This window comes from Lacihabitans soyangensis (assembly GCF_024343775.1).
GTDB lineage: Bacteria > Bacteroidota > Bacteroidia > Cytophagales > Spirosomataceae > Leadbetterella > Leadbetterella soyangensis.
In genome coordinates, this window is the sequence record NZ_RJUF01000046.1 from 1 (window position 1) to 17,739 (window position 17,739).

Genomic DNA, 17,739 nt, shown 5'->3' on the forward strand with positions numbered 1-17,739 from the left:
AAGGCACAAAATGATGTGGCTAAAAAAGCAGATTCTTTATTTAGTGCAAAAGAATATTCAGAATCTGCAAAAATATATGAGCTTATATTTAGAGATGACCAAGTGAATAAGAAAAATATTTCTCTCAAACTGGCCTACATTTACGAAAGTTTGGGAGATTTTCCGAAAGCTATCTTCTATTTGAACAATTATTATAACCTCAACCCCGACGATGAGGTGTTTGAAAAAATGAATAAAATGGCTTTGGAGAATAAATTCACAGGTTTTGAACGCAATGATCTTAATTTTATCCTGGTGTTATATCAACAATTCTACATTTACATTCTCTACACGGTGATTTTAATTGGAGTCTTTATTCTGATTATTCTGTTTCGAAAAAAAATCTACAACAAAAAAATTCTTCGTCGCCACATGATACTGGTAGGATTGTTTATTGTTTTTCTTTTGATTTTCATCAATGTCCCCAACAGGTATCAATCCGCCATTGTCAACAAGAAATCTTTCTTTCGTGAGCACCCATCATCTGGATCTCCCATTGTAGGAACCATAGAAACTGGAAATAAAATAAATATTTTTGGCGAAGAGGATATCTGGCTTAAAGTACTGTGGAATAGAAAGATAGTGTATATTCACAAAAACGATACATGGATTTTGAACAGTTAAGGCTGTAAAAAATATGAGATTCTCATTTTTTAATTAGCTAGATTTTTATAGTTTTGCGGCAGCAATGGCGAGGTGGTGGAATTGGTAGACACGCTACTTTGAGGTGGTAGTGAGCGAAAGCTTGTGAGAGTTCGAATCTCTTCTTCGTCACCACAAATCCCATAACGTGCATATATACAGTACGTTATGGGCTTTTCAAGAAGTCAGATTTGTCAAAATGACAAACAAATGACAGCCAAACAAGCCCAACAGCAGTTAATCCAGGACAAATCAAAACTCATCCCAATGTCCGAAACCTACCCTTACAAACTCTGTCGACTATCAAAACCCAAGGACAACTCTCTGGAAAAACCATGGTATGTAGAATTCTACGTTTGGGATGCCACCAAACAGAAACTACACCGTAAAAGATACGTCCTATCTGACGACACCGCCAAAGCAAGGGAGATAGAAGCGGCCAAACTCATCAAGCAAACCAACCAGCAGCTCATCGCTGGAGCAGTCATAAACCCTGTCCAAAAAAAACAAATAGGACCAATCCAGCCCGAAACACCACTATTAGAAGCCATCGCCTTCTTTTTGAAATACATCAAAGGCTCCAAAAAACCGCGAACCTACGAAACCTATAAATCCGACCTGCAGAAACTAACAGACTATCTCACAACCACAAACCAAACAAACCTCACCCTTGGCACATTCACATTCAACCACGCCCAGGCATACATCGACTACCTCATTATAGATCAACAACTCAAAAACCTTCGCATAAATAACTTAAAGGCCACAAACTCGGCATTCTTTGGTTTTTACCAAAAACGCAAAACCATAAACGAAAACCCATTCAAAGGCATCGACAACCTCGACGTCCAAGCCTCCAAACACAAATCCTACACCAACCAAGAAGCCCTTGCCATCAAAAACTACTGTCTCGAGCACGACCCAAGGCTTTGGTTAGCCATATCATTCGTTTACTACGGATTCATCCGTGCTGGATATGAGCTACGTAGCCTCACCATTGGCAACCTCTTCGAAAAAACCATCCTCATCGAAGGCCAAAACTCCAAATCAGGCGATTCCGAACACGTCATGATACCAGCAGCCCTCGAAAAAATCATCCAACAATACAAACTCCGCGACTACCCCAAACACTACTATATACTAGGCACCGACGGCCCTTCCGAAACCATGGTCGACAAAAACCACTGGTACAGACGGCATGTAAAAGCCCTCGAAGCCACCAAACTCACTGGCCTAAACCACGACTTCTACGCCTGGAAACACACAGGAGTCATAGCCCTTTGGTTCGCCACCAAAGAAATCGAACTCATCCGAAGCCAGTGCCGCCACAAAGACATCGCCACCACCCTGCTCTACCTACGTGACCTCGGCATATACTTCGACTACACCCTAATAAACAAATTCCCCGAGCTATGAGTAAAGCCGCAATGCCACCCTGAGCTCCGCTTGCACTGAGCTTGCCGAAGTGTCGAAGGGGCTGCTCATCTACTCCCCCACCGGGGGCTGGGGGGCTTTCGGCTACCCACACAAAAAAAGCCCCAATCTCTCGGGGCCTCAAATCTCTTCTTTACCTATCAACCTACTATCCAGCACAAACTCCCGTCCGTACTCCTTAATCTCATTCTCCTGTCGTTTTTCTAAAGCTATCAGTACGTGATTCAGGAAAACCTCAACATCTTTCACCTCAGCATAATTTTTACTAAAATAAATACCTGCCTCATGTACGCTTATTTCAAGATTTTTAAAAGGTAGCTCAAGGTCAAACGGCGGGTCGCATTCTACAGCATCATTTATACTGTAACCATATGCCGAAAGGATATTATTAAGCGTGTACCAATATTTTACAGGGATATTTCTTTTTCCTATCATAGCAGCTGCCAAAGAACTTTTGGGCATTCCAGCTGCAATTTCAACCTGATTTACACTTATAAAAGGTCTTGACTTTAGAAACTCAACAATGTGAGCTCCTTGGTCGAATACTAAGTCTAGCTCCTCCATTTCTTTATTTTTCATGCTGGATAAATTTCTTTTTCTACATTATTATTATTTCTAGGCTCTATAAATACTCCATTTCTATTTCTTCCTATTTCAATAAATGCTGGAAAAATTTTAGCAAATTCATTTATGTGGAAATATTTCTTTTTAAATTCATTTCCAAACTGAACTGATACCATCAAGTTCTTATTTATTTCAAATTCTACTTCTTTTACATTTAAGTTAAATAAAATTGTTTTTTTGGCTAGGTTTACACTAAATCTAATGTTTCCATTACTATAATGTACAATTATATTTTCATTTTTTCTTTTATGAAGCATATTGTGTCCAACAAGGTCTCCAATTATTCCTTTTCCTTTTAAAAAAGCATTTGCTTTTTCTATTTGATTATTTATTATTTCAGTAGCATTGTTAGGGATAACTTTAAATGTTCCTAATACTGTTTTTGTGTAACCTAAATTCAAATTTTCCATTGTCTTGTTATTAAATGTCCCAGCTACGTTGCTGATTACCTTACAAATATAGCAGGTTAATTTTAAATGTCAATAGATTATGACAAATATTTTACATATATTTATAAATATCTTTATTTTGTCATATAATTATTACAATAATACAATTTTACCCACAAAAAAAAGCCCCAATCTCTCAGGGCTTTGTATCATATACTTTTTTTTTACTCAGAGCCAAAATCCAAATTAATATCCTCCCAAGTCAAATAAGTCTCCAGAAAATGAAACGCATCGTCCAGAACTTCCACTGGATTCTTTTCCGAATCCACAAACCCAACATTATTTTGCACAAAAACCAAATTCCAAGTCTCTGTCACACCGTCCGAATTCACATACTCAAACTTTTTCTGAATCATATTCAGCGGAAAAACAAACACTACAAATCCCTCACAGTAAGCCTCTATCAACGACACATACTTACTTGAGTAAATCCAAAGCCGGTCATCCTGCACGCTCTTATCCTTAATAGGAATCTCAGCCAAAAGAAATTCTGGCACAAAAAGCTCCTCAGCACTCATGTAATTCAATTTTAAGATTCAAAACTTCACAAAACCTCTGCAAATAATCAATCGAAAAAGACCACTTGCCTTTCTCAACCTTGGCTACAGTCGAGCGACTAATTTCCAATTTCTCCGCCAAAACCTCCTGAGTCCAGCCAAGGCTCTCACGCCTTTTCAAAAGCTGAAGCCCGATTCTTACTCGGGCTTCAGTTAAATTTTTATCATTCATATAATTGTTACTAATGATGGGCATATTGTTACAGAATATTTTTTTCCATTACTAACTTCAATATTGTTTCCCAAAGAAATCTTAATCCAAGGATTTTCATTTTTTGCAACAGGAATACCAATTTTTTCAATAAATTCTTTTGAAACAGAACAGAAATAGTTGACGCTTTTTCTTGAAACAGACCAATTTGCCTTCAATTCGAATATTTCTCCAAATAATTTAACTTTCATACTATCTTCATTCTCACTTGTTACTTTAGCCCATACATCTGAAACCAAAGCATGATTAGATCCTGCATGACCGTTGTGTGATGTTGCTTGTGGTAATCTGCTATAATCAACATCTTGATTTAAAATTTGTCCTTTTTGACCACTTCTAAGATTTGCAATTTGCGTTTTCATCATTTTGTCGCAGAGTTTATTGAGCTGCACCGCTCATTTATTTTGATGTTGTAAAGCTAATAGGTTTATTTTAATTGTGCAATATATTGAACAATTATTTTTTCTAATTTATTTTTATTCTAAATAAGGCCACAAAATAAAGCCCCAATATTCGGGGCCATATTTGACAATCAACTATCATTAACGAACATTAGTGTCAATTTAAAGAACATTACCTTATGTACTAAGCACCAATATCTTATGTACTAAGCACCACTTACTTATGTCCTAAGAACCAATATCTTATGTATTAAGGAACTACCAATCCACCAATAACCAATCCACCATAACTCCCCCACCGGGGGTTGGGGGGGCTAAACCCTCCAAAGCTCCCCACTCCATTCCCCATTCTTCTGGATCCGCTGGTGTCCTATCATATAATACGCCCCTTGGGCATACACCTGCGTCACCTCGCCCTTGCGTTTGTGCATATCCAGCAGGCTCAGCTCATAGCTATTCAGCACCGTCCTACCCACCACACTATAAGTCTTACTCAAAAACCGCTCAAAATTCACCCAATACCCACTCCTTATATCTTGCCCGGTATCTGAGCGGAGTCGAAGATACTTCCCTCCATAGCTATCACTCGCAACTGGATATGTAGTCCCCCCACCGGGGGCTAGGGGGCTCAACCCATTCCAAAACGCCAACCTCGCCCCAAACTTCTTGCTCAGCTGATTATAATTCTCGCTCACCCCCTCCATACTCATCACAGGCAAACCGCCCTCCATCAAAACCCCAAAAAACGGACTCTTCACATTCCACACATCAGTCCCCCCACCGGAGGTTAGGGGGCCAGCTCCCCCACCGGGGGCGGGGGGGGCTAAATACGTCACCTCAACCTCCTTCAACAACCCATCATTCCCATCCTTAGTCCATTCCAGCTGCAGCCTATTCTTAGCCAATGGCACCCGCTCCACCAACCGCCCAAACTTCCTACTCCAATCCATCACCGGTGGCTGAGCGGAGCCGAAGCCAGCGGAGCCGAAGCCCGGCACATACCACCCATCCGCCAAATCCATTGTCACCGTCTTCCGCTCAGCATTCAGCCACAGAGCCACATTAAAAGTATTCGCCAAACCCAGCACAAACTCCCTCACCGTCAGCTCAGGCAAATGCCTCGCATAGCTAATCGTGGTCAGCCCATCCAAGCTCGCCGTATTCGGCAGTATCAACCGCTTTATCGTCGCATCACTCATAAACGTACCCCCAAACGTCACCCCAGTCAGCGTACCTATCAGCTCCAGCACCTTCGTCACAAACAACATCGGCACCATGGGCGTACCTGTGTAGCTACCGCTCACATAATTATTCATATAGCCACTAAAGCCATTCTGACCATAAAACGCCTCATTCTTCATTTTCGGCCAGCAATACTTCGCCGTACCCACCACAGGATCCGCCACAAATACCCCCGGCACAGCCTCAGAGCCCAGATCCAATTCGTTCAGCTTCTTATCCGTCCATTCGCCAAACATCTCCCCAAATCCCGCCGTATAAGTCACCACATAATTATACTTCAGTATCTGTTTCAACTGCAAAAAACCACGCTCCACCACTCCACCCTGAGCCTGTCTGAGGGCACACGGCAACAGCTCACGCCTAAGCCCCACCTGCGGATTATTCACATTCCCAAACACCCTATTATTCCCAGGAGTCTGAGGAATCTCAAAATCCAAAATCCTATTCCCCCGTATCGTATTCGTATCCAACAACGGATTCCAACGCTCCAGCGTAAAATTATCACTCCGACCAAAGTCCAAAGCCTGCCCATTCACCACAATATCTATCATAATCTTAAATTAAATAAGTACAGACGCCATGCATGGCGTCTCTCAACTATAACTCCCCTCCTTAATTCCCCTCCTTCCCAAGGAGGGGTGCCCGAAGGGCGGGGTGGTTACAAATCGCTCAAAACCCTAGCATCCCGCTCCACCCCCTTCGCCACATTCACATCATGCAGCGTCAGAGGCGGTTTCTCAGCTATCCGCTTCAGCTCCTCATTCGTGCCATTCGCCACCAAATTCACCAACGCCTGCATCAGCTCATTATTCCTCGCCAAAGCCCCAGCCACATCCCCTTCACCTCCTTGTAAAGGAGGGGTGGCACGAAGTGCCGGGGTGGTCAAGGCAGCACCACCACCGCCAGCTCCCCCACCCGGTGGCTGAGCGGAGCCGAAGCCACTCACCCAACTACTATACCCACCTGTCCCGAGCTTGTCGAGGGACCGAAGCCCACCCATTGTAGGCACACCACTAGCCCCAATCCTATCCACCAATCCCATATCCACAGAATATATCGGTGGCTGAGCGGAGCCGAAGCCCGCCACCCTAGCCACCAACTCCTCATTACTCATATCACCTATCGCCTTATTCTGCACGGCCGTCAGCACCCGTTCACCCTTATTCAGCATCGCTGGTACCGTATCAGTGCCATCCGGCCAATAATCGCCCTCGTCTACATACTCAGTACCTCTCGAAAACCTTGGAATCACCACGGGCTCAAAAGTCGGAGCAGGTCCACCTGTATCAGTATATCCACCATCATTCAGTAAGCTCTTAAAATATCTAATCTGATTCACAAGCTCTACAAACTGATTTGCTGTGATAATACCCTTCTGATAAAGTCGTTCAGCATTATCAATCATTTCCTGATATCCGCTGTTCATGGCGTCCTTCAATCGATTAAAACTAGCCGTCAAAGCCTCATCACGAGCCACACCCAACGCTACCAAAGCATCATTATATCTTTTACTTTCAGCCTCAAGCTGTGAATTCTTATTCTTCTCCAATGCCACCAGTTCAGTAGTCTTCTCTTGCTCCCTAACTATGGCAGCCATTTTATACTTTAGATCCAACGCATCCTGAGCTTCTTTTAGCCCCTTCAGTATTTGATCAGTAATGGTATACTCCTTTCTTTTTTGGTCTTCATTATTAACCATGAACACCAACTCTCCCTGGTACCAGTCAGCCAACTTACTTAGTTCATTAGCCCTCAAGTCTCTAGCATCATTGATAGCCTTCACGGTGGCAGCATCCATTTGGTCAGTTATCTGCATATCAGCCAATGCCGTCGCCCTCAGTATGTCACTTTTCTTGGTATTGAACTCCGCCATCACCGAAAGCTTCGCGTCCTCATTTTTTATGAGAGCAAGCAGCTGTTCATTTGATGCATTCTGCAAAGCCAGTGACTCCGCACTTTGAGCCTGCCCTGCCTTTTGGGCCAATAAGTCATACTTATCATTGATACGCTGCACATCCAGTGCATACGCTTCCTCTATACTCCTTTTCCTTTGCTCAAAGTACTCGTTTTCCTTACCAGCTGCCAGCTCATAATTGTCCTGTATCTGCTGCCCAACCTTTATCTCTGCCGATATCGAAGCCTCTATCGCACTCGTCACCTTGCTATAATCATCAAAACTCGGCATATTAAATGTCATATCACCATAAATACTCTTTACAGCCTCAACATTGCTCATCAGAAAATTTGCATCAGCACTAAGCTTATCATATAGCACCTCCAGCTCAGCCACCAGTATCTGTGCATTTTGGTTAAACAAACTCACAGCCCCACTCAGCACACCTATCAATCCCGAAATCCCCCCACTCACATCTCCAGTCGCAAAACTCGCCACAGTATCTATGAAGCTCTTGCCCATCTCATTACTAATCTTCCGGCTCTCCAGTCTGGCTTTTTCTACTTTATCAGTAGTCTTGCCTATCAATGCATCAATCTCCTCACCAGCATTTCCAAGTAAATTCTGGGCAAAAGCATAACCAACCTTGGTTACTTCACCCACCACTCTATTGAAGTGTTCAGCCATTTTTTCGGCAGTTTCTTTCTGCTCATCTACACTCTTCTTGTAGGCCTCTACCTCTTCATTCCATATTTTTTCTACTGCATCAGCCGACTCCTTAAGTGCCTTTTGCTTATCAGAAACCCCTTTTTTCACAATCGCCATCTCCTTATCAGCCACTTCGCTCTTCAGCTTCAGTATCTCGGTAGATCGTTTGTCCTCTTCTTCTTTGTAGAGCAGCCCCATCGCCTTCAAAACCTTAAACTCCCGATCCTTCGCAGCCAGCTTATCCTTTGAGCTTTGCAGTTCCCTTTGCAGTGCTTTTTCCGCATACTCACGCTCTATCTGCTCTATTTCCTCTACACTTTTGGCCAGTTTCACACGCTCCAGCTTCATGGCAGCATCCTTAAAGTTCGCCATCTTCAGGGCATTCTCACGCATCTCCTCATTCAGCTTCTCATGTGCCTTCAGTTCATCAGCATTATTCGCCTTCACTGCCTTCACATGGTCCTCAAGACTCTTCCGAATAGTTTTCTCCGCCAAATCATTAGATTTCTCTATCTCTTTCAGCATCGCTTTATGGGCATTCACCAAGGCTTCCTTGGTTTTATCAGCAGCTTCCTTTCTCTCCTTGGCTGTTTCTTTATCTATCTGCACTACCTTTGCACCTGTCTCTTTTGCAGCCTTTACCACTGTGTCTCCAGTTGCCTTCGAAGTTTTGGCCGTATCAGCTGCCACACGTTTATTACTTTCAGCCATCGAGTTAGCATATGCATCTCCACTCGCCTTACTCACACTACTCCATCCATTTTTTAATCTTTCCCAAGCCTTGCTAAAATCGAGCTTGTATACTGCCACATTTACATCCCATATAACCTTCACAAACTCCTTCAATCCTGCCCATGTAGCCTGTATTCCAGCCCGAAACCAGTCTACATTCTTATATGCCCACACTATTCCGCCTGTAAAAGTTGCTATTGCAGCTATCACCAATCCAATCGGATTAGCCGTCAATGCTGCATTCATAAGCCACTGAGCAGCCACGCCAGCCCTCGTAGCTATCGCTCGAGTTTTTTCGGCAGCTGCCATATATAAAGCACTCGCAGCAGCCGCTATGTTAGCTCCATTCAAGCTTACCAAAGCCACTCCTAGCCCTATAAACAATTCCTTATTCTCTATTACAAATTTGGGCATCGCCATCAAACCCTGAATCAACCCTATCACAGCTGTAGCCACCGCCTGTATACTCGGTATACCATACTGTGTAAAGAAATTTATCAAACTCACCCAAATAGGAAGAAGTTTCTCACCTATCTCTTGTCGACTATTGGCATAAGCCGCCGCAGCTTGTTTTTCTGCAAACTCCACAGTCTTGGTCTTCTCGGCATACATAGCAGCAGCTCCGCCACCCTTCTCTATCACAGCAGTCCATTCCTTCAACTTCTCAGAGTTGCTCACCACAGCTATACCAGCACTCACAGCCTCTTGGCCAAACAACGCCGTCATGTCCTTTGCACTCAACTGTTTCTTAGCCAGGTTATCCATAGCCGTTGCCATACCCACTATGCTCGGATTCGTGTCGTCTGCTCCTTTAAGTAGCCTTGCAAGCATACCTCTAAGAGCCGTACCGGCTTGCTCACCTTTTATACCATTCTGGTGTAAAATCTGCAAAGCTGCGTTTGTCTCTCCAAAACTCAATCCTGCTGCCTTTGCCATTGGTCCGGCATATTTTAGAGCAGCCCCTATTTCCTGAATCTTACCCGCTCCAACTTGTGTACCCGTGCTAAGCACATCCACAAACTTCGCCGCATCTTTCGCCTCAGCACCAAACTGGTTCAAGCTCTCGGTCATTACCTTAGCTGATACAGCCAGCTCCATCTCCCCATTCGTCGCCAGCATAATCGCAGCATCAGTCACCGCTTCTATTCCACCTTTAACATCTATCAGGTCAGACTTGCCCGATGCTATCGCATTATAAGCATTTAGCATTTGTTCACCAGTCATACCAAACGCCTCACCATTCTCTTTTGCCGATTTCTTCAAGGATTGAAACTGCTCATCTGTCATTACCACCTCACCTCTAAGGCTTTGTGCAGCACTCTCAAACTTCTTCGCTTCATCCAAGCTACCGCTAGCAAATCCCTTCAATGCCTGCCACATCTCCATAATTCCCGTCACAGCAAAAGCACCCTTTATCCAATCGCCATACTTTCCCCACAGACTTTGCTGAACCTCAGCTTCCTTCCCAAAATTCTTCATCTGCTCCCGAGTGGTATTTATCTTCTCCGCTATCGGGGCTATCTCATTCATCTTAGCCATCCACTCCTTACTGCCCACCACCAGCTTATTCAGCTCAGCATTCAGGGCAGCCTTCTTGGCTCGCATTTCGTTCAGAGAAGCATTCTGCAGGTCAAACGTCGCCAAACTACTCTTAGCCGCCATGTTCACATCGCTCAGGAGCGTCTTCATCTCCTTATACGCCTTCGAATTCTTCAGGCCAGCATTCTCCATCAGTAGCAGCTCGTCCTTAATCTCCTTCGCCGACATCTTCAGCGACTTCATATCATTCTGGGCACCATCGCCCAGTATCTTAATCCTCAGTTCGGCTACATCACTAAAAGTCCCCATTCTCCACACCCGTTTTGTTCAGCCACAATAATAACCACAGCCTCACACCCCACACAGGGCAAAACTTTTTCCTCCAATGTCAGCCTGAGCCTGTCGAAGGCCCGCTATGCATTGCGGCTCACAGCTCACCCAAGCACAAAAAAAAAGCCCCGCATCTCTGCGGGGCTTCTAAATCCAGCCAACAAATTCAAATAATCCCTTCAATCATTTCTGAACTAACTACTACCAACTTATGCCCTTCAGACTGTAATTTCTTCACTGCCTCTAGCTTTTTGGGTCCAGCACCGCTTCCTATAATAACGTAATCAAGTAACTTACTCACACTATCCTTCTTTACTCCTCCAAATTCAACAAACAACTTCTCCAAATCGCCTCTTTTCTTCCCAGGATATTCCTCAAATTCACCAGTCACGAGAAAAACTTTTCCAATCAGGTCTTCTTTTTTAAACTCACCATCCCAGTACTTAACACCATCCAAGTCAGCTTCCCCATAAAGAGTCTTAAAAAAGCTAATCGCACTATCCTCCCTTTTTTGTTTTCTCTCTTGAATTAATCCACTCAATGTTTCATGCCCTACATAGGTCAGCATTTTTTGGAGAATTTCAAAACTCAAAATAGCCTCAGACAATTCAGTTCTACTCTGATAATCAAATTCTAACCCAAAGAAGTCTGCTAATGCCTCTCTACTGTAGCCAGGACATTCCTTAATGTTATTTGAAGCTGTACTACTTATGTCAATAAACAGGTATTTCTCCAATCCACTCCAAAAACGCCCGAATGTTTCTAAAAAATTCGTCTTATGTACAGCGGACCTAAAGCAAACCATTTTATCACTTTTCTTAATCAAGTCCTTTATTTCACTCCAAATTATCTCGTGATCCTCTGTTAAATCGATGTCCTCTGTATCTTCAACATGTGCATACTTTTCAGCAAGTTCCTTATAGTATTGTTCTATTATTTTGCCATTTTCTACATACAATATGGCTATCCCATGAAGCCCATCAAAGCCTTCCTCGTAAGCAAGGTCAAAAACCAAATAATTGTCAATTCCCATGTCGTTGTTAGTTTAATAGTGTTAAAACCACAACTTACAACCCACTTTCTCCACAACAATATCCACATATCCACATTTATACACACTCAAGACACTCTCCGCCAGTTCATAACAAAAAAAAGCCCCGCATCTCTGCAGGGCTAAAATTTTCTGGGGAATTTTCTGTGGAAATATGGGGATTTCAATCCTTCAATCCATACCTAGCCTTCACCACCTCATAGGGCGTATCAGCTGCCATCCTTCCACCAGCCACCATCGGAGCTACCACCACCCTAAACTTATACCTACTAGGGCCATTCTCTTTATATCTTAAATCAGTCACAAACATAAGTCCAGTAGGGCTATTCGTATACGTCTCTTGCATGTCTACAACATTTGTAGTTTTAGTCAGTAAATCCTCAACAGCCACAAACCCCAAAGGCTTATATAAACTGCCACTAAAAACATAAGTAATAGCATAAAACTTGTTAAAGTCCCAGTTCGGTATCCTATAATTTTCTACTGAGGTACTTGTGGTACCAGTCCAATCCAACTCAAAATCATAATACCTAGCAGTCGCACTGGTCCCATCCTTACCATCTTTCCCAGCAGCACCATCCTTGCCATTAGTCCCATCCTTCCCTGCAGGTCCAGCAGCACCAGTCGCACCCGTAGGTCCTACAGGTCCCACTTCTCCTTGAGGGCCAGCAGGTCCCTCGCAAGCAGCAAACAAAAATCCAAAAAACACCAACGAGTAAAATAATCTTTTCATGTGAAATGAGCGTTTAAATTGTGAATAATTAATTAAGCTCACAATCTACAAAAAAAACTTTATTTCACAATCACTCCCCCACTGGGGGCTGGGGGGCTGGGCTAAAAACCACCAAATATCGGCTCTAAACCCGATATTCCTATTTATCGGCTATTTGCCCGATAATCGAGCAAAAAGCTTCCTTGCTGTCAGCCTGAGCTTAGCCCGCACCGAGCGTGTCGAGGTGTCGAAGGCCCACACCAATGCATCCCACCATACAAAATAATGTCTCCATCCTCTCATACTACAAACATACAAAAAAGGTAAAGACGCAATGCGTTGCGTCTAAAACTGTTATCGATTCGCAACAAAAAAAACCGAGAGCAAAGCCCTCGGCATTTCCAAACTAATCTGTCTTTCTAAACAAAACCCTAACTATCCTTATTACTCCCCTCCTGTCAGCCTGAGCCTGTCGAAGGCAAGGAGGGGTGCCCGAAGGGTGGGGTGGTTTACACGGAAACCAATCACTCCAAATGCCTCTTAATAGTATCCAGCATACTAGTATCAATACTGCCATCCTTACGCTTAGTCGGCACTATAGGGTTTCCACTTTCTAGTATCTCATTCCCAGCATACCACAGCACCGCAGGTACTTTGTTGGGATATTCGACAATAAACTTCTTCATCAGTACCAACTTCTCCTCTATTTGTGCAAGCGATGCCTTACCAACAGTCACTGCCTTATTTAAATCAAGAGAACTTCTATTGTGTAAATTTTCAAAGCCCGTTGATAGCGTTGGAATGATATTAAGATGAGTGTGTTTATACTGCCTCATCCAGTTATCCCTAGATTCTACTTCAGCCTTCATAAATTCCTCTGCCGTCTTTTGACCCACAAATAGTGTGTAAGAACCACCAGCTTGTGCTCCAAACTTCATGTATTCCCCAAAATCCCCAGGAGTTCCACCCATGCTATAATAAACCACATATATTTCGCCACCACCTTTAGCTGCATACGCCGATTTGTATTTAGGCAAATCCTCCATGTCCTTATTATTAAAGTATAAAACCGGCTTATTGTCAATCTTAAACCAACAATCTTTCAGCATCAAATCAGTAATGTAATTAATCTCTGTATCATTGCGTTTCGAAGCCAACATAAACGTCATCTTTATGCCTCTTTTATTAGTCGAATTAACAAACTGCAATCGAGCTTCACTAAGTGGGCTATCACTGTTGTAGTAATTAAAGCAGAAGAAGTCAAAACCAGCTTCTGCATAATACTGAATTTCTCTATCGCAATCTGCCTGGGTTTTATCATATTTCACCTGCACCTCACGCTCCATCTCATCATAAGTATTACGCCCAAGTTCTTGATTCCACTTGACATTATACCTTATCTTAATCTTTTCCGGTGCGTGATATTGTCCGTAAAAAGGCAAAACCCTGAACTGATCCATATACTCAGTTGCTACCAATCTCGATTTCGAAACATGATTTATCAATATGTCATACTTTGGGTTAACATCATTCCAATAATCATAATGCCACCCATCCCACATAATTGCACCAACTGGAATCTTTATCTTATCAGCCACAGGCTCCCCCACTGGGGGTTGGGGGGCTGGCGGCACAACTACAATAGGATCCTGAGCCTGTCGAAGGACCCACTCCCCCTGTGCATTCTTTACATACCCCTTAGCTGTCATCAACCCATCCTTAAACGTCGAAGGCGAAGCCAATCCACCCACATCACTATTACCAGTCGCCAAACCATCGCCATTGTCACCCTGAGCCTGTCGAAGGGCGTCACTATTCACCTTCGTCCTGCTATCAAGCAAAAGGTTCTTACCCCTCGGCACATAATAACTCCTATTCCTGTCAGTTTGCATCAAATGATACTTTCCATCCAGCAGCTTCGCCACCAACAACCTATCCGGCAACTCCCAAAACCCCAAAGGAATCTCCTGAAGCACAGGGCCTTGCTCCCCCACCGGGGGCTGGGGGGCTATCGGGGTCGGGGGTGGTTGAACCGGTGGCTGAGCGGAGCCGAAGCCCGTCTCTTGAAGCACCTTACTCCATTTGCCTTTCCACACATAAACCCCAGAGTCCTTCCTCGAAAAATAAAGCTTCCCAAAAGCCGGCTTCTTCACATTCTCAAGATCCTTCACCACGCTCTGCCCTGTACAGACGCCATGCATGGCCACAAACATCATCACTACCATGCACAGACGCCATGCTTGGCGTCTCATACCATCCACTCTCCACTTCATCACTATATAATTTAAAATTAAAAATTCAATCCTGCTCCCCTCCTTCATTCCCCTCCTTCCCAAGGAGGGGTGCCGAAGGCGGGGTGGTTAACACGGGCAGGGCTACTCCATACTCTCCCTAAACCCAATCAACACCTTCACACCCAACAGACCCATAATTCGCTTCCTCAACAAATTCATATACGCCACCTTCGTCTTATTATACAATCGCTTCCGGTCCTTCCTATTATTCCTCACCACTGGCATTTTCCTTCTATAGAAAACAATCGACCGCACAATCCTATCAATCTTCTTCTCATCGCTTATGCTCGTTGCATCATTGTAGCCATTCACATACCTAAAACTCCCCACGCCCAGCTTCTTCACAAAAGCCCTAATCGCATCTACATTAATAAAAGCACCCGAGCTGTACTCGTATTGCTTCATGTCCTTGTATCTCCAATAGTCCTTAAAAAACACATCAATCTCTCCTCCCCAGGTATTCAGACTAGCCTTCACATCAGCCTCTACACTCTCCTTCAGCTCACCTGTCAACACCAATCCGCTTCGCTCCACAGCACCCGTAAAAATAGCATCCGCCATGCCAGCCAGCTCATCAATCAGCTCACTCACATCACGCCCAATCTCCTCCAAATCACCCTCACCAATACTATTCGCCATAAAAATTCAAAGTACAGACGCATTGCAATGCGTCTCTCAAAACTCACCACTCACCACTCACCACTCACCACTCAAATCCAAACTCCCCCTTTGGGGGTTAGGGGGGCTCAACTCCCCCTTTGGGGGTTAGGGGGGCTCAACTCCCCCTTTGGGGGTTAGGGGGGCTCAACTTCCCCACCGGGGGCCGGGGGGCTACACCAACAAACACCTATTCAATATATTACTCGTATGCACCACCGAGTACAAGAAATTAATCTCAGTTCCACCATCCGTATACGGCAACACAAACATCCTATTCCCTGCCAACACCGCACCCTGTGGCGTCACATTCGTAGAGAGCGACGTCATATTATTCACGCCCACATCAAACTTAAAAAACCTTCCAGTGTTCTCCTTTTGAATATACACATTCCCATCCAAGTCACAGCAGTGCGTTCCAGTCGTAAACGTCTCTTGCTGATTTCCATACGGCAAGCCCGACACCCATGTGTTCGCCGCTATATCATACACATCCAACGTACTCACACCAGCACCTCTAAACGAGTAAATATATCTACCATTCTGTTTAAATATCGTACCCGCTTGGTTATGATTGATCAACGTCTCATTATCCCATCCAGTCACCGAATCAATCCAGCTCGCAGTTCCACCAGCACCCATCGCACCAGCTCTTGCTGCCGTTGGAGTTAAGGTCGACCAGGTGTTGGTAGATATCTGGTAGCGATACAAGGTTACAGCATTATTACCCAACAAATACATAAAATCCCCATTGCCCTCTATCGCATACACACTCGTAGCATCAGGGTTTACTGCCCACGCTGCCGACACCGTCAGCACCGTTCCAGTATTAGAGGCTATCGTCCTTATTTGCCCAGCACCAGTGCCCGTCTTAATTCTCACCTGGTAGTTGGCCCACATATTTGTTCCCCAAGCCTTAGCACCATTGGTTAGCGTTGTAGCTGCTCCTGCTGTTGCTTGGCCTGTAGCAAACTCCTTCGCCGATCCTATCGTAGAAACCAGCTGCCCATCAGTTCCCCAAGCTGGTAGTCCTACCACACTTCGTGCCGTCCAAGCATTAGTCGCTCGGTCATATACCCCAAAACCCACCGCACCAGCAGTCGCCATCCACAATGACCCCGAAAACAACTGAAACACAGTATCAGCACCAAACGACCCCCCACTGGTAGTAATCACCGCATTCGCTCCCAGCGTATTAGACACCACCGTACCATCAAAGCCCAAGCCAGTACCCTGTATTACTCTCAAACGCATCCCCGCCAAACTCCTCACTATCGTCTTATTCGTAGTCAACGAAGCCACACCACCAGCCGTTACAGTCTGGTTAAAAGTACCACCCATAGCACCCAATGCCCTAAACTCCCCACAAGCACCGGCACCAAAAGTACCTCCAAGGCCCGATGCAGGCAACTGAATCCATGAGTCCTCATCACCCTCATACATGTAAATCACCGCTGCCGACTGCACATAAAACGCCTTCGAGCCATTCAGTAAATCATACTTATCTGATGTTACAAATGATCCCGCCGTCGAGTTAGTCGGGCAGGGTGTTCTATTTTCCCACCTCTTCGGGTGAAGCATCTTTCTTAAATTAACTTGCGTCGCCATATAATTACGTTATTTTAATGTTATCATAAATGTGCGTCGGTACATCCTGCCCAACATACTGGTTAGGCTGCCCACTTACCGCCACAAGGTTACTTACAGCTGCCACAGTAGTCACAGTGCTCACTGTCGCATTCGCCACCGATGCCGTTACCGTTCCCGATACAGGCTGCGTTGTTTCAGAACCATTCACGGCCATCCTATTCGCCGCATCTACCCTTGGCGAATTCGCATATAAAAACTGCACCAACGTGTTCACCGAACTTGCCAAATCCGCCACCATCTGAGCCAAATCCTTCATCTCCAATTGAGTCTCCTCTTTGCTCAATCCACCCAAAATCGATTCCGTAGGCATATCCTTAAAATTTTAAATTGATTGTCTAATATCTATCACCTTACCCGTCGCATCAGTCTCAAACCAAATAAACGGCCCCGCCACCACAGGTTCGGCTTCTTGAATAAACACATTGGTATTACCAGCAACTCCTTGCGGACCTTGGTCGCCAGTATCGCCCTTATCGCCTTTAAGACCTTGAATACCCTGCACACCTTGGTCGCCAGTGTCACCCTTGTCCCCTTGCAAGCCCTTGAATACCCAGCCACCTTGGTCGCCAGTAT

At 44.5% G+C, this 17,739-nt stretch carries 15 protein-coding genes, 1 tRNA gene and 1 pseudogene; 3 read left to right on the forward strand and 14 right to left on the reverse strand.

Translation table 11 applies throughout. The features are described from left to right. The 3 genes from EGI31_RS13025 to EGI31_RS13035 form a co-directional block, all read left to right on the forward strand. Window positions 1–663 (forward strand): SH3 domain-containing protein (locus EGI31_RS13025; RefSeq protein ID WP_255037667.1); only part of this gene is annotated, 663 nt, incomplete at its 5' end. Between the two features lie 66 nt (window positions 664–729). Beyond that, window positions 730–816: transfer RNA gene (locus tag EGI31_RS13030), tRNA-Leu, on the forward strand. A 75-nt stretch (window positions 817–891) separates the two neighbouring features. After that, window positions 892–2,097, forward strand: coding sequence for a tyrosine-type recombinase/integrase (locus EGI31_RS13035; protein WP_255037668.1), 1,206 nt, complete (start codon window positions 892–894; stop codon window positions 2,095–2,097). A 138-nt stretch (window positions 2,098–2,235) separates the two neighbouring features. Here EGI31_RS13035 and EGI31_RS13040 read toward each other — a convergent pair whose 3' ends face one another. The 14 genes and pseudogenes from EGI31_RS13040 to EGI31_RS13105 all read right to left on the reverse strand — a co-directional run. Beyond that, entirely contained in the window at window positions 2,236–2,694 is a 459-nt protein-coding gene (locus EGI31_RS13040; RefSeq protein WP_255037669.1) for a hypothetical protein, read from the reverse strand. Further along, window positions 2,691–3,149: a hypothetical protein gene (locus tag EGI31_RS13045; protein ID WP_255037670.1), complete on the reverse strand. Its 459-nt coding sequence runs from the start codon at window positions 3,147–3,149 to the stop codon at window positions 2,691–2,693. The genes EGI31_RS13040 and EGI31_RS13045 overlap by 4 nt, the downstream gene beginning before the upstream one ends. A 203-nt stretch (window positions 3,150–3,352) precedes the next feature. After that, window positions 3,353–3,706: a hypothetical protein gene (locus EGI31_RS13050; protein ID WP_255037671.1), complete on the reverse strand. Its 354-nt coding sequence runs from the start codon at window positions 3,704–3,706 to the stop codon at window positions 3,353–3,355. Further along, a complete protein-coding gene (locus tag EGI31_RS13055) occupies window positions 3,696–3,917 on the reverse strand; it encodes a helix-turn-helix domain-containing protein (protein ID WP_255037672.1) in 222 nt (73 codons plus the stop codon). Before EGI31_RS13055 ends, EGI31_RS13050 begins: the two co-directional genes overlap by 11 nt. Next, window positions 3,914–4,321, reverse strand: a complete 408-nt coding sequence (locus tag EGI31_RS13060; RefSeq protein WP_255037673.1) for a hypothetical protein — start codon at window positions 4,319–4,321, stop codon at window positions 3,914–3,916. The genes EGI31_RS13055 and EGI31_RS13060 overlap by 4 nt, the downstream gene beginning before the upstream one ends. A 350-nt stretch (window positions 4,322–4,671) precedes the next feature. Then, a complete protein-coding gene (locus EGI31_RS13065; RefSeq protein WP_255037674.1) occupies window positions 4,672–6,150 on the reverse strand; it encodes a hypothetical protein in 1,479 nt (492 codons plus the stop codon). Between the two features lie 107 nt (window positions 6,151–6,257). After that, a complete protein-coding gene (locus EGI31_RS13070) occupies window positions 6,258–10,781 on the reverse strand; it encodes a phage tail tape measure protein (protein ID WP_255037675.1) in 4,524 nt (1,507 codons plus the stop codon). A 187-nt stretch (window positions 10,782–10,968) separates the two neighbouring features. Then, window positions 10,969–11,835, reverse strand: coding sequence for a BRCT domain-containing protein (locus EGI31_RS13075; protein ID WP_255037676.1), 867 nt, complete (start codon window positions 11,833–11,835; stop codon window positions 10,969–10,971). A 181-nt stretch (window positions 11,836–12,016) separates the two neighbouring features. Then, complete coding sequence (locus tag EGI31_RS13080) at window positions 12,017–12,586, reverse strand: hypothetical protein (RefSeq protein ID WP_255037677.1); 570 nt, start codon at window positions 12,584–12,586, stop codon at window positions 12,017–12,019. A 503-nt stretch (window positions 12,587–13,089) separates the two neighbouring features. Then, the gene (locus EGI31_RS13085) at window positions 13,090–14,838 is read right to left on the reverse strand and encodes a hypothetical protein (RefSeq protein WP_255037678.1); all 1,749 of its coding nucleotides are present in this window, start codon (window positions 14,836–14,838) and stop codon (window positions 13,090–13,092) included. A gap of 102 nt (window positions 14,839–14,940) precedes the next feature. Next, window positions 14,941–15,498 carry a hypothetical protein gene (locus tag EGI31_RS13090; protein ID WP_255037679.1) on the reverse strand — a complete coding sequence of 186 codons (558 nt, stop codon included), beginning with the start codon at window positions 15,496–15,498 and terminating at the stop codon, window positions 14,941–14,943. A 192-nt stretch (window positions 15,499–15,690) separates the two neighbouring features. Continuing rightward, window positions 15,691–17,124 carry a hypothetical protein gene (locus EGI31_RS13095; RefSeq protein ID WP_255037680.1) on the reverse strand — a complete coding sequence of 478 codons (1,434 nt, stop codon included), beginning with the start codon at window positions 17,122–17,124 and terminating at the stop codon, window positions 15,691–15,693. Between the two features lie 4 nt (window positions 17,125–17,128). Beyond that, window positions 17,129–17,476 (reverse strand): hypothetical protein, encoded by a 348-nt coding sequence (locus EGI31_RS13100; RefSeq protein WP_255037681.1) that lies wholly within the window; start codon window positions 17,474–17,476, stop codon window positions 17,129–17,131. Between the two features lie 12 nt (window positions 17,477–17,488). Continuing rightward, a pseudogene (locus EGI31_RS13105) lies at window positions 17,489–17,739 on the reverse strand (hypothetical protein); the annotation flags it as partial.